We start from the raw sequence: 22,080 nt of genomic DNA on the forward strand, positions 1-22,080 counted from the left end.
GGACTCCTTGATCCACGTTTATTTCATAATGTCGCTTTCACTTTAGCAGCGGAATCGGTCAACACTTCATAGGAGTCAGGCGTGATCAGCACTGGTAAAACATCAGGATCGGTAGCATAAAAGCGAACTTCATTGTCACCAGGAACAACCACAATCCTGTTGACTGCGGTGGGCTTTGTGATGCTGGTCGGCACAATCATCGTGGTGATCAACGGTTCCTTGCTCGCTGTCACCGAAAGCTTGCCATCTTGGGCTTGGGTGATTTCAAGTTTCGCGGCTTGTTCGTGAGCGCCGTCGAGAAGCTTCCAGGTCACCGGGAAAGTCGCAGCACAGCTGGCGACGACGTGTGCTTCGGTGGAGGGCTCATCGAAAAGCACGCAGGTAAGCTTTTGCTCGTCGCCCATGTCAATGGAATAAAGTCCGTTTCCGGCTGTCGCCGGGGTGGCGGCGATCGCGGGCGTGGCGGCGGTGAGCAGGACCAAAGCTGCGACCGCAGCGATTGTTTGATTACGCATATGAATCATCCTTAACCGTCCAGAAATACTGGTGATTCCCATGCTAATCCGCGAAAATGGCACTTCAACAGCCATATACTTTTAAACAACACAAATGATGCAAGACTGATACCGGGATGTGATAGGAGCGCACCACATGGGGTTGGAATTAGCAGCTAGCGGGTGGGGCATCCTCATCGCAGGCGCCGCCGTAGCCGGATGGATCGACGCAGTAATCGGCGGTGGCGGACTCGTCCTCATCCCGCTGATCCTCGCGGTCATGCCGCAACTCGCACCTGTGACAGCGCTGGCCTCCAACAAACTGGCAGCCGTCACCGGCACGGCATCGGCGGCATTCACCCTGGTCAGGCGCGTCAAACCCGACAAAAAACTGCTTGCGCTCTACGTTCTGGTGGCAGCTGTGTGCTCCGGTGCAGGCGCCCTGGCTGCGAGTCTCATTGACAAACAAATCATGCGACCGCTGATCATCGTGTTGATGCTGGTCGTTGGCCTGATCGTGGTGTTCAAACCAAACTTCGGAACCGGCGAAAGCAAAGCCCTGCCCACCGGATGGAAACGCTGGGCCGCCATCGTTGCAGTCGGACTCATCGCAGCCTACGACGGCATCTTCGGACCCGGAACCGGCATGTTCCTCATCATGGCGTTCACCGCACTGCTCTCCCAAAATTTCCTGTCCTCCGCAGCCATGGCGAAGGTCGTAAACACCGCAACAAACCTGGGTGCGCTAATTGTATTCATCATCGGCGGCCACATGTGGTGGACCCTAGGACTCGTGCTGGCAGTCGCCAATGTCGCAGGCGCACAACTCGGTGCCCGAACGGTGCTTGGTGGCGGTACCAGGCTAATTAGATACGCACTACTCACCCTGGTTGTCGTCATGAGCGTCTACCTCACCTGGCAACAAATCCAAGGAATGTAGATAAGTCGGGGCAAACTCTAAGAAATCATCCTGGTTTGTGGCAGGGAACATTCCTAGGATGGGAGGCATGACAAAGGCAAAACTAGAAAGCATCTCCGAGCGCAACTCGGATGATCCGCTTAGTTACCCCGAACTGACTCTTGCACCAATATCCACAACAGTCACAGTCGTGGTCGCCGAAGACGCCCCAAACGATAACTTCTCAGAACTTCTCCTCGGCGCAGCAGAATCAACCCGTCTTTTAGGACTCGACGAGCTCCACATCATCGCTCCATCAGTCCACCTACCCGCTCTCGCAGTAGCAGCCGCCGACATCGCGCACCATCTGCCAGAGAAATTCCAATTCTGTGAAGCCGAAACCTGCACTCATCTCCACCCCGACGATGACACCTATCTCACGGCTGAATCCGTTGCTCAATTGGGTACGAAGCTGAAGTCTGCGTAGTTGTTAGGATCCACCACAGACCCGTAGATTCTTGGGCGGTGTGGTGAATCCTTGCCCTGGAACCTTGCGGGAGACTCTCAGAAATGAGTCATTGGGGTCCGGGGCATGTCGAAACGCAAAAATCCGTCCCCGGACCGCGGTAAAAGGCCGATTTTGATCGAAAATTCCTGCTAATCCGACATTGAAATGCAAATACTCGTTCGCTTTTGAGTTTTCTCGGTGATCCGTAACGAGAAGTTGAACAGTAAACCCGCAGCAACCGTTCAGAAATCACAACAGTCCCAATGGCCTCAAAATCGGCCCCTTCTAGAATCGCCTCTCAGGGCCTTTGAGCGCTAAATTGGGGCAACAGGTCACTGCGTACAAAGAGGGCCTTAAATCGGCTCACATCAAGTCGTGCCAAAACTACATGCGATTCTTGGTGCGCGCAGTGGCAGGAGCGGTCCATGGATCCTCCGGCCACGGGTGTTTGGGGTACCGGCCCCGCATTTCTGCACGGACTTGGCTGTACGGGCCAGACCAGAAACTACGCAGGTCATCGGTAACTGCAAGAGGTCTTCCCGCAGGTGACAGGAGATGAAATTGCACCGGGATTCCGCAGAGCTGCGGGGATTCTTCTAATCCGAAGCATTCTTGTAATTTCACTCGCACAACGGGTCGGCCGGAAGAATAATCCAGTCGGTGCTGATTCCCACTTGGTGCGGCCAGATGGGAAGGAGCGAATTCTTCAAAGTTGGTTGCTTCAGGCCAGGGGAGAAGTCGCTGGAGTGCGGGATACATATCGATATTGTTTAGTCGTGTTCCGTGGCTGAGCGCCTCAATTTCTGGAGATAACCACAGGTGCGGGTCCGCGGTTTCAATATCTGGCCAGGGTTCGCCACGGTGTTCGTGGATGAATTTCAGTCGGTCACGCAAGGATGCCGCTTTGTCGGAGAAGTGGAATAGGTCGATTCCGCCTTTGGCAAGGGCTGTGGCGATTGCTTCCGAGGCTTCGGCGGGTGTTGGTTTTGTCGGAGTGGAACTTAATTCGATCGCGCCTGCTGCTTTGACCTTCCGGGCTTGGACTTTTCCGTTGACAAAAATCGCGCGGGTTTCTTCCACGACTCCGATGATGTCTATGGCATCGTGCTCTGAAATGCGGGCGGCGGCGCGGATGATGGCAGAATTTTGTGAGCGGTTAATTGCAGCAACGGAGATCCATTCGGCATCTTTGAGATCTGAATCCATGAGGCGTGCGCGGGTTCCACTGGCTAAAAGGTATTCTCCATTGTCTATTTTTCGGCCGATGAGCTGCGGGAATGCAGCGCCTACGATTTGCCCCGCACTCGCTTTTCCAACCGACGCAGGTGCCAAACGGCGAAGGCGTTCCACTTCACGCTTGTCGGGTTGTTGCTTTTCGACGTCCCCCTGCGGGTTTTCGGACACCACCGCCAAGATTTTTGCGGATTGTTCACCGAAGCGGAGGAGGGAAGCGCTGAGTTGAGGGGAGAGGGGAAGCGTCGATAAGCGATGTCCCAGGCTCGTGATAGCGTCACCTTCAAGCGCGCCGATGAGGCGCAGGATCTGTTGTGCAGCCGTCCAGGCTGCGTGAGGGGGTTGATCAAGAAGCGGTAAATCCGCAGGTGACGTTCCCCATTGGGCGAGCCAGAGGGCTGCTTGGGTGAGGTGAGCGGAGCTGATTTCTGGTGTCACAAATCGTGGGAAGTGGGAGAAGTCTTCTTCGGAATAGCATCTGATTACTTGTCCTGGTCCTTCACGGCCAGCGCGACCTGCGCGTTGGCCTGCTGAAGCCTGCGCGCAACTGCTGGTGATCAGTCCTGTCATGCCGCGGGCAGAGTCTCGTTTGGGGCTTCGTGAGAGGCCGGAATCCACCACGATGCGAACTCCAGGCACAGTTAGGGAGCTTTCCGCAACGGGAGTGGAGGCAATGATGCGCTGCTGTTGTGACGGTGCGAGGGCGCGGTCTTGTTCGGCCGGGCTGAGTTGGCCATGAAGTGGGAAAACATTATTATGGCCGAGCGATTCGAGCGTGCTCATTACTCGATCAATTTCACGCACACCTGGGACGAAAATGAGTGCAGAGTGCTCTGAATGTGTCACCGCATCGTGAGTTTTCTGCGCCATGTGGTCGAGGAAATTCCAATCCACGCCCTTTGCATTGAGGCGAGGCGCGCGGGCTGGAGCATAAGAAATGTCTAAGGGGAAAATCGGTGCTTCAACACTAAGGACCTGAGCGTCTAATAAGTTTGCGAATTTATCTGAATCTAAGGTTGCGGACATGGCGATGAGGGAGAAATCGTCGCGCAGTTGACTGAGTTCAGCAAGCATTCCTAGCAGTAGATCGGAATCGAGTTGACGTTCGTGGACTTCATCGATAATCACAGCGCCGATGCCGGGTAATTCTGGGTTGTTTAAGAGCTGGCGGATTAACACACCGGGGGTCATAAATTGCACGTGGGAGCCTGAAATATGTTCACTACGCACGCTGAATCCCACTTTTGTTCCGAGCTGGCTACCATCTAGTTGGGCGAGTCTGCGAGCTGCTGCTCGGACGGCCACACGACGAGGTGCCGTTACTAAAACCTTGGTTGGGGTGGCATTTCCCGCTCCTTCATTACATAAGATGTTAGCTACTAATGGGGGGAGAAGTGTCGTTTTTCCTGTGCCGGGAGGGGCCTGAATGACAAGGTTTTTAGGTCCGGCCGAAAAAGCTTCTTGCAGGTGAGGGATAATATTTTCTACGGGCAGGCCCGTGGAAATGCGATTTATAAGAAAATTGCCAATTCTTGAACTCATCAATTGCCTGTACATTAAGAATTTGCTGGGTGAACACATCTTTTTCCTAACTTCTACAGAGAAACCTAAGGCAATGATGTGTTTTCTAGCGGGTTGTGGAAAGTAATTTTTCCTTCGTGGCGAAGCGGATATCCCCACAAAGAGATGTCATTTTCTAACCTAAGGGCACTGTCCTTTCAAGAGTTGCGCCAGGGGTTGTGCTTTTATATCCAACCGTATCGACAAGATTCATTATGGAATGGAAAGTAGGGAAGTCATTGTGGGCTGTGCTGAGAAACAAGACTTCACCAAACTTTTATCAAAACAAAAGACCAGGTGGCCTCCCACAGCACTGATTTCTCTCGGTTGTATCGTTGTCGCTATTTTAGCTTTAGTAGTTTTCCATGGTTGTTCCAGGCCGTGTATTTTGCACCAAGTAATTTGCCCTTTGATCTTGGGAATTTCTGGAGCAATTACAGGAATCATCGCAAAGAAACCACTGCTGACTGGCATTAATCTTGGCTTCGCATTCTTCTTAGTACCTGCGTATTTAATATTTTTCGGCAATATTTTCTGACAGCCTAGGTGATTTTGTAGGAAGAATCCCCAACGCATCCACGGAAACGCCTTCAGGTAGCTGCGAACGTTCGAGCCGGCTATCATCGCGTTTCCGCACTACTCGCGCAGGGTTGCCCACAGCAATGGAATCATCCGGAATATCTTTAGTCACCACTGCTCCCGCGCCAATTACACACCTATCACCAATGCTCACGCCACCAACGACCGTGACATTTCCGCCCAGCCACGTATCCTCACCAATGGAAATAGGCGCGCCGTTTTCCCACCCGCCGGAGCGCATCTCCCAGTCATCGACCGGGTGACCCGCGGCGAAGAGCTGACAGTTTGGCCCGAGCATACTGCGCGTACCGATGCTTATCGGTGCGATATCTAAAATGGTGAGGCCAAAGTTGATGAACACATGCTCGCCGATCGTGGTGTTGAAGCCGTATTCAATGATGGCCGGCGCTTTGATCGTGCAGGTTCCGCTGGCAGGATTTAGTACAGTTTTTAATATTTCGGCAGTTCGTGCGGGGTCTGTAGGTCCAATTTGGTTGTATTCGTGGAAAAGTAACGCTGTTTTTTGTGCCACTTCTTCACGTTCTGCGCCGGTCGCCACGTACCAATTGCCGCTTGTCATTTTCTCGATAGATTCAAAGTCCTTGTCCATATACTCCATTGTGCAGGAGAACTTTAGTGCCTACGCTTTTCGACGATCCCCTCCATCAACTTCCCAGGCCACCGCGCAGGGTTACAGCTGGTGTGGTGCACCTGCCCAACTTCCTCAGCTTGGCTGAGCAAAATGCGCTGGTCACACAGTCCAGGGAGATTGTGCGTTCAGTTGCAGGGACACCGTTGGCGATGGTTCGTCCCAAGACAAAAAGCGGGCAAATGAGTGTCCACATGCTGAATTTAGGGAAGCACTGGGCGACCAATACTTATCGCTATGTGGATGCTGTAGATGGCTTTCCAGTGCCACCGTTGCCAGATTCCTTCGTGAACTTGGCACACCGAGCATTGCTGTCTGCAGGATCTTTAAGCAATTCACTTCAGTCTTGGTCGGAGGCATATCGAGCAGAAGCGGCATTGGTGAATTACTACTCGCCAGATGCTTCAATGGGCATGCACCAAGACGCTAATGAAGAATCGGAAGCCCCTGTGGTCTCCCTATCGATCGGTGATACCGGAATCTTCCGACTGGGCGGCACTCTAAATCGCAATAAACCGTGGACAGATATCCCATTAATGAGTGGCGATCTCATCGTTTTTGGTGGTGCACACAGGCGTGCATTTCATGGCATTCCCTCTATTGAGGCCAATACTGCACCTGCAGGATGCGGGTTGAAAGAAGGGCGAATCAACATCACGATCCGCCAACTTGCACTATAAAACTACAGGTAGAGGTATGTCTCGGGGGTGAATTAGCCCCGCAATGTCCCATGCTCAAATTATGGTTCGCACCATGACAACAAACAAAGCTAATCCAAATGAACTTGTAATCTGCGCTGATGAAAAGTCACGGCCCCGCTGGGCATCTAGAAGTGAGCTGTGTTGGGAGTATTTCGACAATGAGTGGGGCAGACCTCCGGTGGATCTCAATGCTCTTTTTGAGATCTTGACGTTGGTAGTTTTCCAAGTGGGTGTCACCTGGCATGCTGTGCTGTCCAAACGGGAAGGGTTCCGTCAAGCATTCGCCCAATTCGATGTTGCAAAAGTAGCCGCCTTCAATGAGGACGACGTGGAACGCCTACTTGATGATCTACAGATTTTTAGAAACCGAAGAAAAATCAACGCTGCCATCACCAACGCCAAAGCGCTGCTGGAGCTCACCGATGAAACGGGAACCTTTGACTCAATTATTGCCGACCGCTCAACTGACGCCACAGCCATGGTGAAGCAGCTCAAAGCCTTGGGCTTTACCCATATCGGACTGACCTCCTTGAGCATCCTCCAGCAGGCCATTGGGGCCACAGAGCTGAAGGCTGCCTAAGATATAACTCCGATGACAACAGCACAGTTTCTAGCGCTTTTTCTGGTGTGGATCGCAGCAATTGCATCCCCCGGGCCAGACCTTTTCCAGATCATCAGGCTAGGTGCCAAAAACCGCCGTGATGGCGTACTGACTGCCGTAGGCATCATGGTGGGAAACTCCATCTGGATCATAGCCAGCCTCCTCGGGCTCTCGGCACTGATCTCCACGCATCCAGCAATTTTGAACCTGTTGCAGCTCGTCGGCGGCGGTTATTTGACCTGGATGGGCATCGGGGCAGTGAGGTCATGGTGAACGAAACGCTCCACACAGCAAGCTGCAGCGGATTCTCAAGCTGTAGAGAATACGTTGGTGACAGCCACGGCTGCATCTGTCGGAGTGTGGCCAGCTATTCGATCTGGCATTGCTACCAACTTGTCCAACCCCAAAGCTGTGCTGTTTTTGGTTCCGTTTTCGCCCAATTTGTTAGACCTGACATGGGAATCGGGTGGAGTATTTTCATTGGAGTCTTCCTCACCCTCACTGGCCTGCTGTGGTTTGTGGGATTCGCCGTCTTGGTCCGCAAACTAGCCGCTGGCATCACCCGAAATGGAGCCATCATCGACCTGCTAACGGGGGTGATTTTCATCGGGCTGGGAATGTTCATGATCTTCGAGGGGGTTGTAGGAATCGGTGGCAGGGTAGTGGGTTAGCCCCGCCCCCAGGACATCACTAGACTTAGGCACCATGCAACCTGAAGAAGTGCACATCAAGGACGAGACCATCAAGTTAGGTCAGTTCATCAAATTGGCCAACCTTGTCGAATCAGGCGGAGCGGCCAAAGATGCCATCGCCAACGGTGATGTCACCGTCAATGGTGAAGTGGATACCCGAAGGGGTAAGACACTTCGCGATGGCGATGTGGTGTGCATCGGCGAGGTATGCGCGCAGGTGTCTACTGGTGACGCAGCCGACGACGATTATTTTGACGAAGCCACCGCAAACGATGACTTCGATCCCGAAAAGTGGAGGAACATGTAATGCCAGCCTTTGAGGCAATGCCAGGAATGCCGTATTGGATCGACCTGTCCACCTCGGACATTGCAAAATCTGCACACTTCTACGAAAACGTTCTCGGCTGGGAAATTGAAGAAGTCAACGATGGCTACCGCATGGCTCGTCTGCAGGGACTACCCGTGGCAGGGCTGATCGATCAGCGCGGTGAATCAAGCATCCCGGATACCTGGATTACCTACTTCCTCTCCTACGATCTGGATGCCACTGCAAAGAAGATCGCAGAACTGGGTGGACGAATTCTGGCCGAGCCAACTGACGTGCACTTGGGACGCATGATCCTAGCTGTTGATACGGCCGGCGCACTGTTCGGCGTTATTGAGCCAGGCAGCGAGGAATCATTCGTCGCTGCTGGTGAACCAGGCACATCCGTGTGGCATGAACTCACCACTGTCTCCAAATATTCCGAAGCTATCGATTTCTATGGCGAGCTGTTTACATGGACTACCTCTGAAATGGCTAGTGCTGAAGACGATAGTTTCCGCTACACCACCGCATTGGCTGACGGTTCCGCCTTTGCTGGAATTTTTGATGCCAAAGGCCACTTCCCACCTCAGGTTCCAAGCTTCTGGCAGTCCTACCTTGGCGTGCTCAACGCCGATGATGCTGCAGCGAAGGCCAAGGAATTTGGTGGCGATGTTATTCGTAAGCCATGGGACTCAGAATTTGGCCGCATGGTTCTCATCTCTGATTCCACTGGCGCCACAATTACCTTGTGTGAAGTAGAGGAATACGTCGAGGAAGCAGCAGAAGGCGATGATCTCTTCGACATCGATCTCAGCGCTTTCGAAGAGCAGTTCCGCAATCAAGAAGGACAATAATCCTACAGCGCCATGGAGGAATTAGAATTTGATGAGCTCACCTCCATGGTGCTCGACTGCGCAGACCTCATTCCGCAGGGGAAAGTAGCAACCTACGGGGACATTGCCAAAATAGTAGGAACTGGCCCACGTCAGGTCGGCCGGATCATGGCGACCGCTGGGCAATTCACATCTTGGTGGAGGGTGGTTCGCTCTGATGGTGGCTCCCAGGTAGCGGGCACCGCGCGGTCTAAATGGGCAGAGGAAAATATTGCGTTTTCAGAGCTCAGCGCACCAAAAGTGAGAATGCAGCAGCATCGTCTTTCTGAAGAAGAACTAGAAACTATTGCAGGGAAGCTTCAACAAATAGCTGACTAGCCATCATTGGTAGTTCCTAATTGTTTCCATACAGTATTGCTCCAGCACAACTTCTGAGTGCAAGTTTTTTATAACAGGGCAGTAACGTTTACTGGTATGAAAACTCCCCGTCTGCTGAAGTTCCTCAGCGCGATGGTGGCTGTCACTGGACTTCTCATTCCAACGGTGGTCCCCATGGCCGCCGCTGATGCTGCTGAACTGTCCGACAACGTTCCCGATCGCACCCAAATTGCCATCATCAACCCTGATGGCAGCGTGCAAGAATCTGACAACGCCGAAGAATCCCGCCCGGCATTATCCCTGGCCAAGCTGTATTTGGGTTATTATGTGTTGGCTCAAGGCGCGGAAGAAGATATTGAACTAGTCCAAGATATGATCCGCTACTCTGATGATCTCACCGCGGATTATTTGGAGAGCGAATACCCGGAAGCAATTCCTGAGGTTATTGATGCCTTCGATTTGGAAGACACCGAATGGGCTGGTTTCTGGGGCAATGCAACTACCAGTGCGGTGGATATTGCGACGTTTGTAGCAGCACTCATCGACGATCCCACGGCGCAGCCCTTGCTTGACGCAATGTCTGACACCGCTGAGTATGCGGCGGATGGCTACGCCCAGAACTTTGGCACTTTTACATTGTCCGATGTCACCGGTACTAAATTTGGTTGGTCTGATTCCCTCGATGTGCATTCATCGGTCAGCTTTGGCCCTGGTTTTGTGATCGCTGCCAACACCTACGGTGACGCCGAAACGCTCACCGAAGATGTTCAAGATTCCGTGTCTTCGCTGTATCCGGAGGAAGTAACCACCGCGATCGAGGAGCAGGTGGATCAGCTGTATGAGTGCGCTGCAGAGACCACAAACCTCGGAATGCACACTGGCGCGGAGCTGAAAGCACAGCTTGAGGGCACTATTTATGGAAAAACCCTCAGCTTTTTACCTAATTCAGCTCCAGTGCCAGCGTTTATTTACAATCTGCTGGCACATTAGCCAACAGTTTTGAGGAATTCCGCCACGTCGGTGATTTTTTCGCGCGCGACCTTCGGTGTGGAAATACGGTGGCGGGAAACGTATTCCTTCACGGTCGCGTCGCCAAGCTCTTCTGGCCGCTCCGCGATCTCATCCTGCGCCGCGATCTGCACAAAGGTCGTCGGCCACGCAGCCGCCGCGGGCACTACAGCGTCTCCACGAATTTCGGCAGGGAGCTTCTCGACGCTACCCAGGTCCGGAAAGGTGAGGACCAGGGCGTCGAAAAGCGATGCATTAATCGCGGCTAACGCCGCGCCCGAGGAATAACCCCAACCCGTGATCGACACCGGATTATGGTGGCGGGCGTAACCGACCGCCTTGCCTACAACCTCATTCATATCGTGGAGGTTATGGCCCGGAGCCAGCGGATAGTCCAGGTCAAGGATGGTTGTGCCGGATAATTCCGCAGCCGCCGCGACCTCTGGACGCCACTGGAACTCCAACGCATCGCCGGAACCGCGCCACCAACCACCGCTGTGGAACGATACAGCCCAGCGGCCCGTCGGATTCGACGGATGGAAAATCGCGCCTCCGACCTCCGGGACGTCATCGACGCTCACACCACCGATAAATGCGACACCCGGCATGGAATGATCAAGGCCAGAACCCAACATGATCATCGCAGTATGCGTGGTGCGATCGGGAAGATGTGCAATATAGCGGTCCGCTGGATCCGGATCGCCGGCGCCACCTGCCCAAGGGGGCGTGAAATCTGGAACAGGGTAGTGCGCATCAATATACGATCCGAGCTGCTCCAGCTGTTCTTCTTCAGAAAGCTGACGATCCTGACCGCCAACCTCGAACTCCTCACGGAAGCGTGCTTCCTGATCTTGTTCAGTTTCTTGTGGGGTGTTGTTTTCAGCCATGGGCACCACCTTAGTGCGTGCGCTCACGTCGCTGGTTGGAAAGTGGAAATATCAACAGTGTTTTGGGTGGGGGTGAGATTGGAATGATTTCGGCCCGGGCGCTCGAAAACCGTGATAGACACAATGAACCGAGCAAATCCGCCAGGAAATAAATTAAGTAAGGAATATCCATGGGTGAAACCCAGTCGAATTCAGTGTCAGCGGTAATGCCTGCGCAGCTCCCTCCAGGGCCTGCCGAGCGTACTGTGTACTCCTACGGTGTTCGTGCTGGAGATCAACTGTACATTTCGGGAATGGTGGCTTTGATTCTGACGCGAATATTGTCGGCGAAGGGGACATTGAGGCGCAGGCTGAACAAGTCTTTAAGAACCTGCAAGCAGTAGTCGAGGAGGCAGGAGGAACGATCAACAACATTGTTTCCACCACTACTTATCTTGCCGATGTCACCGATGCTCCCGTTATTAACGCTGCTCGCTCCCGCTATTTCACCGGAGATGTATTGCCTACCCACACCGTAATTGGGGTTGCTGCTCTGGCTCGCCCACAGTTTCTAGTCGAGATCTCAGCGGTGGCCTATTTGGGGGACCTTTCAAAAGACTAGATACATGATTATTTTTGCATTAACCCCAGGTAGGGGCATTGTCGCAAAACCCAACTACAGCAAGGTGCGTACGCTGGTGGCCAACTGAATACGTTTGAGGAGAAGGTTTTCTATGAGTGGCACCGCCATCATGTACGACACGACAGTTGTTCCATCGAAGAAAGAAATCGCGCAGGCTTGGACTGGTTATGTGGATCTTCAGGGAAGCTACCGCCTGGTAGATACGGTGGATGGGGAAGTTGGCGTTGAGGTGCTGATTTCCAAGGATCGGGAGGGGCGTTTGCTCCAGATTCCGTTTAGCTATCGTTCGGCAGAGATCAATCCAGAGCAGACACTGTCCACGTTGGAGCATGGTGTGTTGGGTAAGCGTTGGGTGACTAATGCGTTGGGTGACCCGGTGGCAGTGCGGGAGTTTATTCGCACTATTTTGACGGGCGATGATGGTGCAGCTCGTAGCGATGGCGTGAAGGGCTATCTGGATATTAAAGGTTCCGGCGATGCTGAGTCGGTGGATTTACAGGATGTAAAACTTACTGAGGTTACAAGGCAGCGTGCGATTGGTTCGGTAACCATCAATGGTGAGCGAAAGCAATTCTCGCTGCGGTTGCCTCAGTTGCTGAAGAATTTCAGGGAGACAGCGGCGGGCCATACAGCTACGACTCTTCGTATTGTGGCGACTCATCCGGAAAAGGACGATGTTGAGCTGCTGGTCGCTGAGTTCAACTGGATGGAATAATCCGAGACAGCTCCTGAAAGCTAAAAAGCCCTCGCCCCGAAATCCATCGGCGCGAGGGCTTTTCAATACCAACTAACAACTACCAGATAGCTAGGCGCTCTTCTGGCTTGATGTACACAGGTGCATCTTCGGGGACGTCGAATGCTTCGTAGAATTCAGCGACGTTTCCAGCGATGACATTGCAGCGGAATTCTGCAGGGGAGTGTGGGTCGATGGCCAGGTATTGGACGGCCATCTGTGGGCGGATTTTGGTGCGCCACACGCGAGCCCAGGACAGGAAGAGGCGTTGGAGACCGTTGAATTCTTGCTTGGCCAGGCCTTCCTCGGCGCCTTCTGCTTCGAATTTTTGGACTGGTGAGGTTTCAAAGGTTTGGCCACGGTCAGCGAGATACTTTTCGTAGGCAACGACAGCGATGCCCAATCCGCCGAGGTCACCGATGTTTTCGCCGAGAGTGAATTCACCGTTGACGCCGTCGGTGTCGATTCCTTCAGAGGTCAGGACGGCAGGGACGAGTCCGCTGAATTGGGTGACCAGACGTGAGGTGAGCTGCTCGAATGCGGAGCGGTCTTCGTCGGTCCACCAGGAGTTGAGGTTGCCGTCGCCGTCGTATTGGCTGCCTTGGTCATCAAAGCCGTGTCCGATTTCGTGGCCGATCACAGCGCCGATTGCACCGAAGTTTTCTGCGGCTTCTGCTTCGGGGTCGAAGAATGGTGCGCGCAGGATCGCTGCGGGGAAGGTGATGTCGTTGACCACCGGGTTGTAGAAGGCGTTGACGGTTTGTGGGGTGGTGACCCATTCGTCGCGGTCGGCTGGTTTGCCGATCTTGCCCAGCTCATAGTCATGGAGGAACGCGGAGCCCTTGCGGGAGTTGTCCACCAGGTCGGAGCCGAATTCGAGGCCTTCGTAGGAGCGCCACTTGTCGGGGTAGCCGATCTTCGCGTTGAATTTGCCCAACTTTTCGAGGGCGCGCTCGCGGGTGGCGGGCGTCATCCATTCGAGGTTGGAAATGCGATCACGGTAGGCGGCAACCAGGTAGTCGACGAGCTCAAGCATGTGCTCCTTGGAGCTTGCAGGAAAATGCTTTTCGACGAATCGTTGCCCGATTTCCTCGCCCACCATGCGCTCTGCCAGGCCGACAGCACGCTTCCATCGATCTTTTTGCTCGGTGGCGCCGGACAGCTTGGTGCCATAGAAGTCGAAGTTTGCTTGGCTAATTTCCTCGGTCAACAGTCCTGCTCGAGACCTCAAGATGTGCCAGGTTGCCCATAGCTGCCAATCGGGGAGGCGGTCGTCGACAAGCAAGCCGCTGAGGTGGTCGAGGTATGACGGCATCATCGATACCAGGCGCTGGTCCGGGAGGCCTGCGGAGCTGAGCAGCGTGCGGACCTTTGGTGGCAGCGCGCCGAGTTCGGTGGGGTTGTAGGTGGCTACGGCGTCGCGGGTCTTCACGACATCCCAGTGGCCAGCAGCGATTTCCGTTTCCAGGGCGACAATTCGTGCGGCAGCGGAAGCAGCCGACAGACCGAAGAGGCGGCTGTTATCCAAGTAGCCGAGCATGCGCTCAACGTGCTCTTTGTAGGCCGCGAGAGTTTCGGCGTGTGCTTCCTCGCGGTAATAAGCCTCATCGGGCAGGCCGAGGCCGGACTGGATGACATAGGCGACGGATTCGTTGGAGGAAGAATCCTTCTCCACCCAGAAACCTACTGGCGCGCCAACGCCTTCACGGTCCAATTCGCCGAGAGCAGCTGCGAAAAATGATGAGTTGGCAACAGACAGCCTGTTCAGATCCGCATCGAGCGGTGCAACACCAGCAGCGTTGATGGTGTCAGTATCCATAAATGAGGCATAAAGTGTGCCTGCGCGTCCAGTGTCTTCCTTGACGATCTCATGGACGTCTTCTTCAGCATCATCGCGCAGCTTGTGGAACGTGCCGTCCACCGCGCGATCGTCGGGAATGATGTGGGTGTCAAGCCACGGGCCATTGACAAAGCGATAAAGATCCTTCATGTGGCCTACTCTAGGGGATTTACCGCCACAGGGTTTGTGCTTGGTGCCACAAGTGGGTTGAGCGTTGGGGATCATGTCCACCCCAGAAGGTAGCCTGTCAGGGTGAGCGTAATCGAGGGCAAATACCAGCTGAAACCCCAAGGCCGAGGTGGCCTGTGGTGGTCAATCGTGGGTGTGGCAGTTGTTTTGTTGCTGCTTCCAACGTTGATCAACCTGGTGGTTCCGGATAAAACCAATGACTACAAGCAGCTAGAAATCGATCTTCTGGGTGTGGATTGGTCAGTGCCAATCACCACGGAGGAATCCGCTGCGGTGCTGTGTGAGGAAACATCTGATGAAATCACACAGAAGTATTGGGACTGCAACGGGGACACCACGGTGGTGACCATGATCGTCGAGGGCGTGAAAGATCCGTCCAATACGTTGCGTCGCATGGTGGGTTCATCGCTGATAACCAGCGTGGATGACAGCCTAGAGGCAGTATCTAGCGAAGATGGCCGTGCACATGCGTTGTATGTGCCAGGTCAGCAAGAAGGATCTTTGTGGACGCTGCCTATCGTGGCACTGAGCGTGCAGGGTTCGGGTGATTATGAAGACCTCACAGCGATCGCAATTATCAACGGCACCTCGTTGGATTATTACAGCACCCACATTTGGTCCAGCATGGCCGCTGACCGCGGGTTGCCGTACCAGCAGGACTTCCCCCTGATACTGGAAGAGGAGCCATGGCAAGACACCCCCGGCGGGGATCTTCCCTTCGAGCTGCCCAATGATTTCTTTGATCAGTACCCCGATCTTTTTGGCCCAGGCTCCGTCATTCCCAACCTTGAAGGAGAATCCCTATGAGTCGCATGTTTAGCATCACCTTGTGGGTTGCCATCCTCCTTTCAACCCCGGCGCTGTTTTTGAGCTTGGCCACGTTTCTCTTCGTGGATGGCATCTCTGTCCTCGTAAACTTTGTGTTCGCAGTGCTCTACTTGGTAGTCATCGTTTTCCTGTTAAGTCGCACCCCGCTGTGGCCACGTTTTAAAGGCTCCGGCAGCAAGAAGGGAGGCGGATTCGCGTGGGCGGCGTCATCATTGTTGTGGGGCGCGTTCGTTGGTTTCGGCATCGTCATGTTGTTTGCCGGTCCGGTCATGGATCTCACGGACAAACTCGGCTGGGATTTCGTTGCCATGAGTTTCACCGGAGCGTATCCAGAAGAAATCGCCAAAGCGTTAGGCGTTGCCATCATCTTGTTGAGCTTCCGCCAACTCAACCGTCCGTGGCATGGATTTATCACCGGCGCGCTAGTGGGCTTAGGTTTTGAGGTCAACGAAAACCTCCTCTATGGCGCCACCGGTGCAATCATGGACCCCAACGCTGACCTCGACGGTGTCCTTATGATGTGGCAATACCGCACCATGTTGGGCCCACTCATCCATACGTTGCTCACCGGATTCGCAGGTTACGGCATCGCGTTGGCATTCTTCCGCGCACGAAAAACAGTCGCCTGGCGCTGGGGCGTGGCGATCGGTTGGACTCTCATCGCCTTCGCACTGCATTTTTCATGGAACCTGATGTGGGAAAACGTAATCGGTTCCTATGTCACCATCATCGTGGTCAGCGTTGTCATGTACGGTCTGGCTATCTACATCATTTGGAGCAATTGGGCCGAAGCCCGCGACGACTCCAGCTACGCTTTCGTCCCAGGAATCATCACAAACACCAAAGATTTATCGCTTCTCGACGCCCCCGTTCCCGTAGGCACTGAGGTCCCCGAGCCGCGAATTCCCCAACAGATAGAGGAACCCAAGGCGGAGAACTAGCTTTCACTCGCTCTCCATCCGCTGGACCAAACCAGGTGACCGAAGATCCCATTTTCTTAAGTGGGTCGGTCACCTGGTTTGGTTTTACAGTCTAGAAACCAGCCCATGTGACCGAAAATCCAAAGAACCCCACTCCGTTGGCCGTATGGTCTGGTCGGGGCACCTTCACGTAAAAAACTTGCACTCAAACCCTGGGAACTCGACCTCACAGAATCGCTTCTAAGGGCCTTTCAGGGTGTCATCGATACCAATGCTCGTTTGAGAAACTCGACGCCTTGGAGCGCTGCTGCATATCCAGACCAAAGACCCTGAAATTCAGCATCCGTTTGGTCTGATAGAGCAGTTTTCCAGCCTTGAACGCTCGCTGCCAGGGGTTTGTGAACCAGGGGGGCGATAAGAACACGTGCTAACTCAAGCACTTAACAGCGACGCTACACCACCAACCCTCTCCTGTACAGACCCATCATCACGCGCACCATTAAGACGCACCACACCAGCAACTTCCTGAACCACCGGCTGTCCCACATACCGCTGCGGGAACTGCCGGTAATGGGCATCCAACGCCTGCACACGCAACCGATGCACCGCCCTCCAACTACCATCAAACACCGACTGTGGAGTATGCCCAGCCACACCAGAATGCGGATGAACCGTGTTGTAATACACCACAAACTCCTCCACCCACACCCGGGCCTGATCCATCGATGCAAACACCTTCGGATAAAACGGCCGATACTTCAACGTATGAAACACCGACTCCACAAACGCATTATCATCACTCACCCGCGGCCGAATCAACGACAACGCCACACCATGATCCGCTAACAACCGCCGCACCCTCGTCGATGTCATCGCCGACCCATTATCCGAATGCACCGTCACCACACCCGGATTATCCGCTAACACCTGCGTTAACAACTCCACCGCGGTGGAGGTATTTTCCGTCGGCGCGACCTTCGCCCCAACAATCTTGCGGGAAAACAAATCAATCGCCAGATGCAACGCATAGGTCTTACCACGTACCAGCGACGGCAAGAACGTCACATCCCAACACACCACCTGACCAGGCTGTGTTGCTTCCAACCTCGGCTTAACCCGTGGCGTTGGTGATCGTTTCACCGGGGACAGGGCACTGACTCGGTCTTTGTGTAACAACTTGTGCTGCTTGGCAACACGCCACCATGTACGTAGTGATGCGCGGTAGATGCCTTTGTTAAACAACATGTTAAACACCCCACTAACGCTCAGTTGTGGGTACGCGGTGATCGCATCAACAATGAACTGGCGTTCGTGTTCTGCCAACGCTTGACGCACCGACGACACTGCTGGCTCCTTCCCCTGCCAAGGCTCTGGTGTGGGTTCCACACCAGGTGCTGCTAGTTCCACACCAGGTGCTGTTGGTGCTGGCACGGCCTGCAGGACAGGTTTCGGTGCAGGACAGGGACGCGCTTGTTGCGGTAATACGCCGTTGATTTCGACAGCTTGATCAGCCGTAATGCCTTGTTATGGCTCAGCCTGGCACAGGTGGTGAGATCTGTGATCAAGGTGTTTTCTTCCTTGAGTCCTTGATCAAAGGCGCGTTGCTCATCCACGTTTAGGTGGCGTCCTCCTCGTCTAAGCCCTCGCCAGGATTGGGCCTGGTCCCAATAGCTTTTCCCAAGATATCGATCACCATTTGATTCTGATGGTCTTTTTGCTTGTAGTGCGCGAGTTCTTTCTTCAGCGCTGCGATTTCTTTGAGGTACTCGTTTTCCATGATCGTGGCTCTTTCTAGTTGTTGGGCAATCATGTGGCGTAGTCGAACGATTTCGACCACGGTTCGGGTGGTCATCAACCCGATCTTGCGGGGTGAGATATCAGCGTCTAAGTCCCCGTCGGTCATAGCGGCGCACCAGGCCATGATGGTGTGCTTACGGAGTTGGTAAAACGTGAGGAATTGCTGGCCCTGACCGTGTGGTTGAGCTAAGTATCCTATGACCAGGTCACGTTTGTCATCAGCCGTTAGTGTGGTGACATCGTCGACTGGGGTGGTGCGTTCGATCCCGAAGCGGTGGGCATCATCAAAAGCATGGGGAAGCCGGCTGAAGGTGCTTATTGCTGCTAGCCAGGTTCGAACGGTGCAGTGGCCGATGTTGTTGGCTGTGAGGAAGGGCTGGCGGTAGCCGTGCGGCAGGGTGGTGTAGATCCGCATGAACTCGAGTCGTGTTTGTGGCTCGTAGTAGCGTCGCCCGTTGGCGGAGATTCGATCTGGTGGGAAGATCGGCCACTCGATGCTGTGTGGGTCCGGCGCCGGTGGTAGCTGGGGTGCTGTGGGGGCAGGGGCCGGGGGCTGTGGGATCTGGGGTAAGGCTTCGGGACTGATCAGATCCAGGTAGTCCTGAAGGACTGAGAAGGGGATGGACATGATGAACTCCTTGCTAAGGATGGTGGTTCACCACTGACCTGACACTGAGAGTGAAAATGCCATATCAGACCAAGAGCTCCAGTTCAGAAGGGCTCTTTGGTTTATTTCTTACCTGGCCACCAGAGTGGTTTCAAAGTTGTACATATCTGGGCGGTAGCAGTGGCTTCCCAACTCGATTACTTGGCCGGAATTATCCAATGCAACGCGTTCGACGGTGAGAAGTGGTCCGCCGTCTTCGATGTCGAGGAGGGTGCTTTCTTCACCGACTGCTCGGCGCGCACCGATTTTCTGGTTGGCGATTTTTAGGACAACGCCACGGCTGCGCAGTGCATCGTAGAGTCCGCCTTTTTCCAGTTCGTCGAGGGAGACGTCGTTGAATGCTGGGGGGAGGTAGTTTTCCAGGATCGCTACGGGGATGTCTCCGGTGGAGCGGAGGCGGCGGATGAGGAGGACTTCGTCACCTGCGGAAACTCCGAGTTTTTCTGCGATGGCGGAACTTGCAGCAAGGAGGCGGTGCTCGAGGACTCGGGTTTTGGGGTCCAGGTTGGCGTTTTTGAGGTCGTTGAAGAAACTGGTCAGTTCGACTGGGCGGGTGACGTGGCTTTGGACGACCTGGGTGCCAACACCGCGGCGACGAACTAGGAGGCCTTTGTCTACGACTTCTTGGATGGCGCGGCGGACGGTGGGGCGGGATACGTTGAGGTGTTTCGCCACGGAGATCTCGTTTTCTAGGCGTGCTCCGGGTGGGAGGACTCCACTGCGGATGCCGTCTTCGAGGCGTTGGGCTACTTGGAAGTAGAGGGGGATTGGTCCGTTGCGGTCGAGGTCTTCGAAGAGTTCGGCTGGCCAAATGGGAGCTTCGGTGGTCATGATGTCTCCTTTCGTTGCCCGCCCAACAAGCTCATGTAAATGTGTTAGGACATTTGAACAATGTAACTGAATTGCGGGTGGTGGTCTTGGTGAATCCGTGTTTATGCAGGACTTTTGTGTCATCCAGGGCTTTTATTGATCTGACATTATCACTTGTAGTGGGGAATGAGTAGCGAAACTTAGTGAAAAGGGCAGAGTTTGCAGGTCATAACGTGCAACTTTGTTAACCCCGTACCCTCCAAAGCGAGGGGGTTTTCGTCGACAAGCAAAATCTTTGAATGAAAACCGGGGCGTTGTCCTGGAGTTTTGCGCGTTTTCGTGAATCGTTTTAGAAAATTTTCGGAAATGTATTGCTTTGTCAGGACAATGTGTTATTGTCATGACATGCGATCGTGAGGGTCGCCACATTCCATCGAAAATGAGTGAAGGGTTGCATCGCCACATGACTAACTTGACGAGCACTCACGAAGTCCTAGCTATCGGCCGCTTGGGCGTAGATATTTACCCACTTCAAAGTGGAGTCGGACTGGCCGATGTTCAATCTTTCGGCAAGTACCTCGGCGGAAGCGCAGCAAACGTTTCTGTTGCAGCCGCCCGCCATGGACACAATTCCGCACTGCTGTCCCGTGTGGGAAATGATCCTTTCGGCGAGTACCTGCTTGCTGAGCTGGAGCGTTTGGGCGTGGACAACCAGTACGTTGCCACCGATCAGACTTTTAAGACCCCAGTGACCTTCTGTGAAATTTTCCCACCGGATGATTTCCCACTGTACTTCTACCGCGAACCAAAGGCTCCGGATCTCAATATTGAATCCGCAGACGTCAGCCTGGACGATGTGCGCGAAGCCGATATTTTGTGGTTCACACTCACTGGTTTCAGTGAAGAGCCAAGCCGCGGCACACACCGCGAGATCTTGACTACTCGTGCGAACCGTCGCCACACCATCTTTGATCTGGACTACCGACCAATGTTCTGGGAATCCCCAGAAGAAGCCACCAAGCAGGCGGAATGGGCGTTGCAGCATTCCACGGTGGCGGTTGGCAACAAGGAAGAATGCGAAATCGCAGTGGGCGAGACCGAGCCAGAGCGCGCGGGCCGAGCACTGTTGGAACGCGGTGTGGAGTTGGCCATCGTCAAGCAGGGACCTAAGGGTGTCATGGCGATGACCAAGGACGAAACCGTAGAAGTTCCTCCGTTCTTCGTCGATGTCATCAACGGTCTTGGTGCCGGCGATGCATTCGGCGGCGCGCTGTGCCACGGTCTGCTCTCTGAATGGCCGTTGGAAAAGGTTCTCCGTTTTGCCAACACCGCGGGTGCGCTTGTGGCGTCCCGTCTTGAATGCTCCACCGCAATGCCTACTACCGATGAGGTGGAAGCCTCCCTCAACCAGAAAGTCTGATATGACTCCTCCGATTATCTCCCCAGAGAGCTTTGAAGCCCTAAGGCGGATGCGTGCGGCTGAACCCACGATGGTGGCGGAACGTTTCAAGCAGCGCCGTAAGCGTGAACTGCTCGGTGAGGACGGCAAGCTGTTTATCGTGGCTGCCGACCACCCAGCGCGCGGCGCACTTGCTGTTGGCGACAATGAAACCGCCATGGCTAACCGCTATGAACTGCTCGAACGCATGGCTATCGCACTGTCTCGCCCGGGTGTGGATGGTGTGCTGGGAACTCCAGACATCATTGATGATCTGGCGGCGCTCGGACTGCTCGATGACAAGATCGTGGTTGGCTCCATGAACCGTGGTGGCCTGCGTGGCGCTTCCTTTGAAATGGATGATCGCTACACCGGCTACAACGTGTCCTCCATGGTTGATCGTGGCGTGGATTTCGCGAAAACCCTAGTGCGCATCAACCTGAGCGACGCCGGAACCGCCCCGACCTTGGAAGCCACCGCGCATGCAGTCAATGAGGCTGCAGCAGCACAGCTGCCCATCATGCTGGAGCCGTTCATGAGCAACTGGGTAAACGGCAAGGTGGTCAATGATCTTTCCACCGATGCAGTTATCCAATCTGTCGCCATTGCTGCTGGTCTGGGCAATGATTCTTCCTACACCTGGATGAAGCTTCCAGTGGTGGAGGAGATGGAGCGCGTCATGGAATCCACCACCATGCCAACCCTGTTGTTGGGCGGCGAAGGCGGCAACGATCCAGATGCCACCTTCGCATCCTGGGAGCATGCACTCACCCTGCCGGGTGTGCGTGGCCTGACCGTGGGACGCACTCTGCTGTATCCGCAAGACGGCGATGTCGCCGCCGCTGTTGATACCGCAGCGCGACTTGTTCACACAGATATTCAACAATTCACTTCGCAGAGCATTTAAG

At 54.3% G+C, this 22,080-nt stretch carries 23 protein-coding genes and 1 pseudogene; 15 read left to right on the top strand and 9 right to left on the bottom strand.

Features of this window, described 5'->3' with window-relative positions:
• Positions 1-23 precede the first annotated feature (23 nt).
• Positions 24-515 (bottom strand): hypothetical protein, encoded by a 492-nt coding sequence (locus tag KW808_RS00845; RefSeq protein ID WP_034983438.1) that lies wholly within the window; start codon positions 513-515, stop codon positions 24-26.
• 136 nt (positions 516-651) lie between these two features.
• Here KW808_RS00845 and KW808_RS00850 point away from each other — a divergent pair, with 136 nt between their 5' ends.
• Together KW808_RS00850 and KW808_RS00855 are read left to right on the top strand one after the other, a co-directional pair.
• Positions 652-1,434, top strand: coding sequence for a TSUP family transporter (locus KW808_RS00850; RefSeq protein WP_003863714.1), 783 nt, complete (start codon positions 652-654; stop codon positions 1,432-1,434).
• Between the two features lie 67 nt (positions 1,435-1,501).
• Positions 1,502-1,879: a hypothetical protein gene (locus KW808_RS00855; RefSeq protein WP_003863715.1), complete on the top strand. Its 378-nt coding sequence runs from the start codon at positions 1,502-1,504 to the stop codon at positions 1,877-1,879.
• A gap of 405 nt (positions 1,880-2,284) precedes the next feature.
• Here the strand turns inward: KW808_RS00855 and hrpB are convergent, their stop codons facing one another.
• Both hrpB and KW808_RS00865 read right to left on the bottom strand, forming a co-directional pair.
• The gene (hrpB, locus tag KW808_RS00860) at positions 2,285-4,675 is read right to left on the bottom strand and encodes an ATP-dependent helicase HrpB (protein ID WP_034983891.1); all 2,391 of its coding nucleotides are present in this window, start codon (positions 4,673-4,675) and stop codon (positions 2,285-2,287) included.
• Between the two features lie 529 nt (positions 4,676-5,204).
• Positions 5,205-5,882 carry a sugar O-acetyltransferase gene (locus KW808_RS00865; RefSeq protein WP_003863717.1) on the bottom strand — a complete coding sequence of 226 codons (678 nt, stop codon included), beginning with the start codon at positions 5,880-5,882 and terminating at the stop codon, positions 5,205-5,207.
• Between the two features lie 26 nt (positions 5,883-5,908).
• On the opposite strand from KW808_RS00865, the gene KW808_RS00870 reads away from it, so the two are divergent.
• From KW808_RS00870 to KW808_RS00900, 7 genes and pseudogenes are all read left to right on the top strand, one after another.
• A complete protein-coding gene (locus KW808_RS00870) occupies positions 5,909-6,601 on the top strand; it encodes an alpha-ketoglutarate-dependent dioxygenase AlkB family protein (RefSeq protein WP_034983442.1) in 693 nt (230 codons plus the stop codon).
• A gap of 73 nt (positions 6,602-6,674) precedes the next feature.
• Positions 6,675-7,202, top strand: coding sequence for a DNA-3-methyladenine glycosylase I (locus KW808_RS00875; RefSeq protein ID WP_230622875.1), 528 nt, complete (start codon positions 6,675-6,677; stop codon positions 7,200-7,202).
• Positions 7,203-7,214: 12 nt separating this feature from the next.
• Positions 7,215-7,894, top strand: a pseudogene (locus KW808_RS00880) (LysE family translocator).
• A gap of 34 nt (positions 7,895-7,928) precedes the next feature.
• Positions 7,929-8,222, top strand: a complete 294-nt coding sequence (locus KW808_RS00885) for an RNA-binding S4 domain-containing protein (protein WP_003857164.1) — start codon at positions 7,929-7,931, stop codon at positions 8,220-8,222.
• Positions 8,222-9,076, top strand: a complete 855-nt coding sequence (locus tag KW808_RS00890) for a VOC family protein (protein WP_003863720.1) — start codon at positions 8,222-8,224, stop codon at positions 9,074-9,076. Before KW808_RS00885 ends, KW808_RS00890 begins: the two co-directional genes overlap by 1 nt.
• Positions 9,077-9,088: 12 nt before the next feature.
• Positions 9,089-9,433, top strand: coding sequence for an MGMT family protein (locus KW808_RS00895; protein WP_003863721.1), 345 nt, complete (start codon positions 9,089-9,091; stop codon positions 9,431-9,433).
• A 96-nt stretch (positions 9,434-9,529) separates the two neighbouring features.
• Entirely contained in the window at positions 9,530-10,423 is an 894-nt protein-coding gene (locus tag KW808_RS00900; protein WP_003863722.1) for a hypothetical protein, read from the top strand.
• Here the strand turns inward: KW808_RS00900 and KW808_RS00905 are convergent.
• Positions 10,420-11,328, bottom strand: a complete 909-nt coding sequence (locus KW808_RS00905; RefSeq protein ID WP_003863723.1) for an alpha/beta hydrolase — start codon at positions 11,326-11,328, stop codon at positions 10,420-10,422. The two genes, KW808_RS00900 and KW808_RS00905, sit on opposite strands and share 4 nt — an antisense overlap.
• Positions 11,329-11,665: 337 nt before the next feature.
• Between KW808_RS00905 and KW808_RS00910 the strand changes: the two genes are divergently transcribed.
• Together KW808_RS00910 and KW808_RS00915 are read left to right on the top strand one after the other, a co-directional pair.
• Positions 11,666-11,929: a RidA family protein gene (locus tag KW808_RS00910; RefSeq protein WP_230622876.1), complete on the top strand. Its 264-nt coding sequence runs from the start codon at positions 11,666-11,668 to the stop codon at positions 11,927-11,929.
• 112 nt (positions 11,930-12,041) lie between these two features.
• Positions 12,042-12,665 carry a CG0192 family protein gene (locus KW808_RS00915; RefSeq protein ID WP_003863725.1) on the top strand — a complete coding sequence of 208 codons (624 nt, stop codon included), beginning with the start codon at positions 12,042-12,044 and terminating at the stop codon, positions 12,663-12,665.
• A gap of 79 nt (positions 12,666-12,744) precedes the next feature.
• Here the strand turns inward: KW808_RS00915 and KW808_RS00920 are convergent, their stop codons facing one another.
• The gene (locus tag KW808_RS00920; protein WP_003863726.1) at positions 12,745-14,673 is read right to left on the bottom strand and encodes a M13 family metallopeptidase; all 1,929 of its coding nucleotides are present in this window, start codon (positions 14,671-14,673) and stop codon (positions 12,745-12,747) included.
• 102 nt (positions 14,674-14,775) lie between these two features.
• Here KW808_RS00920 and KW808_RS00925 point away from each other — a divergent pair, with 102 nt between their 5' ends.
• On the top strand, positions 14,776-15,519 hold the full coding sequence (locus KW808_RS00925; protein ID WP_003863727.1) for a hypothetical protein: 744 nt from the start codon (positions 14,776-14,778) through the stop codon (positions 15,517-15,519).
• Positions 15,516-16,481, top strand: coding sequence for a PrsW family intramembrane metalloprotease (locus KW808_RS00930; protein ID WP_003863728.1), 966 nt, complete (start codon positions 15,516-15,518; stop codon positions 16,479-16,481). The genes KW808_RS00925 and KW808_RS00930 overlap by 4 nt, the downstream gene beginning before the upstream one ends.
• 411 nt (positions 16,482-16,892) lie before the next feature.
• Here KW808_RS00930 and KW808_RS00935 read toward each other — a convergent pair whose 3' ends face one another.
• The 4 genes from KW808_RS00935 to iolR all read right to left on the bottom strand — a co-directional run bounded on the left by KW808_RS00935 (position 16,893) and on the right by iolR (position 19,755).
• Positions 16,893-17,891: an IS3 family transposase gene (locus tag KW808_RS00935; RefSeq protein ID WP_499651907.1), complete on the bottom strand. Its 999-nt coding sequence runs from the start codon at positions 17,889-17,891 to the stop codon at positions 16,893-16,895.
• A complete protein-coding gene (locus tag KW808_RS00940) occupies positions 17,858-18,073 on the bottom strand; it encodes a hypothetical protein (RefSeq protein ID WP_499651905.1) in 216 nt (71 codons plus the stop codon). Before KW808_RS00940 ends, KW808_RS00935 begins: the two co-directional genes overlap by 34 nt.
• Positions 18,074-18,075: 2 nt before the next feature.
• The gene (locus KW808_RS00945) at positions 18,076-18,885 is read right to left on the bottom strand and encodes a hypothetical protein (protein ID WP_034983451.1); all 810 of its coding nucleotides are present in this window, start codon (positions 18,883-18,885) and stop codon (positions 18,076-18,078) included.
• 108 nt (positions 18,886-18,993) lie between these two features.
• Entirely contained in the window at positions 18,994-19,755 is a 762-nt protein-coding gene (gene iolR / locus KW808_RS00950) for a GntR family transcriptional regulator IolR (protein ID WP_003857140.1), read from the bottom strand.
• Positions 19,756-20,197: 442 nt separating this feature from the next.
• On the opposite strand from iolR, the gene iolC reads away from it, so the two are divergent.
• Both iolC and KW808_RS00960 read left to right on the top strand, forming a co-directional pair.
• Complete coding sequence (gene iolC / locus KW808_RS00955) at positions 20,198-21,154, top strand: 5-dehydro-2-deoxygluconokinase (RefSeq protein ID WP_003857138.1); 957 nt, start codon at positions 20,198-20,200, stop codon at positions 21,152-21,154.
• Between the two features lies 1 nt (position 21,155).
• On the top strand, positions 21,156-22,079 hold the full coding sequence (locus tag KW808_RS00960; protein WP_011265480.1) for a class I fructose-bisphosphate aldolase: 924 nt from the start codon (positions 21,156-21,158) through the stop codon (positions 22,077-22,079).
• The last annotated feature ends 1 nt before the right edge of the window (position 22,080 follow it).

Source organism: [Brevibacterium] flavum (assembly GCF_019317305.1).
GTDB classification, from domain to species: domain Bacteria; phylum Actinomycetota; class Actinomycetes; order Mycobacteriales; family Mycobacteriaceae; genus Corynebacterium; species Corynebacterium glutamicum.

Coding starts and splice junctions, on each gene's coding strand:
- KW808_RS00900 (WP_003863722.1), top strand. CDS start 9,530: ATGAAAACTCCCCGTCTGCTGAAGTTCCTCAGCGCGATGGTGGCTGTC.
- KW808_RS00930 (WP_003863728.1), top strand. CDS start 15,516: ATGAGTCGCATGTTTAGCATCACCTTGTGGGTTGCCATCCTCCTTTCA.
- KW808_RS00865 (WP_003863717.1), bottom strand. CDS start 5,882: ATGGACAAGGACTTTGAATCTATCGAGAAAATGACAAGCGGCAATTGG.
- KW808_RS00845 (WP_034983438.1), bottom strand. CDS start 515: ATGCGTAATCAAACAATCGCTGCGGTCGCAGCTTTGGTCCTGCTCACC.
- KW808_RS00875 (WP_230622875.1), top strand. CDS start 6,675: ATGACAACAAACAAAGCTAATCCAAATGAACTTGTAATCTGCGCTGAT.
- KW808_RS00915 (WP_003863725.1), top strand. CDS start 12,042: ATGAGTGGCACCGCCATCATGTACGACACGACAGTTGTTCCATCGAAG.
- KW808_RS00895 (WP_003863721.1), top strand. CDS start 9,089: ATGGAGGAATTAGAATTTGATGAGCTCACCTCCATGGTGCTCGACTGC.
- KW808_RS00850 (WP_003863714.1), top strand. CDS start 652: ATGGGGTTGGAATTAGCAGCTAGCGGGTGGGGCATCCTCATCGCAGGC.
- KW808_RS00885 (WP_003857164.1), top strand. CDS start 7,929: ATGCAACCTGAAGAAGTGCACATCAAGGACGAGACCATCAAGTTAGGT.
- KW808_RS00890 (WP_003863720.1), top strand. CDS start 8,222: ATGCCAGCCTTTGAGGCAATGCCAGGAATGCCGTATTGGATCGACCTG.
- KW808_RS00920 (WP_003863726.1), bottom strand. CDS start 14,673: ATGAAGGATCTTTATCGCTTTGTCAATGGCCCGTGGCTTGACACCCAC.
- iolC (WP_003857138.1), top strand. CDS start 20,198: ATGACTAACTTGACGAGCACTCACGAAGTCCTAGCTATCGGCCGCTTG.
- KW808_RS00855 (WP_003863715.1), top strand. CDS start 1,502: ATGACAAAGGCAAAACTAGAAAGCATCTCCGAGCGCAACTCGGATGAT.
- hrpB (WP_034983891.1), bottom strand. CDS start 4,675: ATGAGTTCAAGAATTGGCAATTTTCTTATAAATCGCATTTCCACGGGC.
- iolR (WP_003857140.1), bottom strand. CDS start 19,755: ATGACCACCGAAGCTCCCATTTGGCCAGCCGAACTCTTCGAAGACCTC.
- KW808_RS00945 (WP_034983451.1), bottom strand. CDS start 18,885: ATGTCCATCCCCTTCTCAGTCCTTCAGGACTACCTGGATCTGATCAGT.
- KW808_RS00905 (WP_003863723.1), bottom strand. CDS start 11,328: ATGGCTGAAAACAACACCCCACAAGAAACTGAACAAGATCAGGAAGCA.
- KW808_RS00960 (WP_011265480.1), top strand. CDS start 21,156: ATGACTCCTCCGATTATCTCCCCAGAGAGCTTTGAAGCCCTAAGGCGG.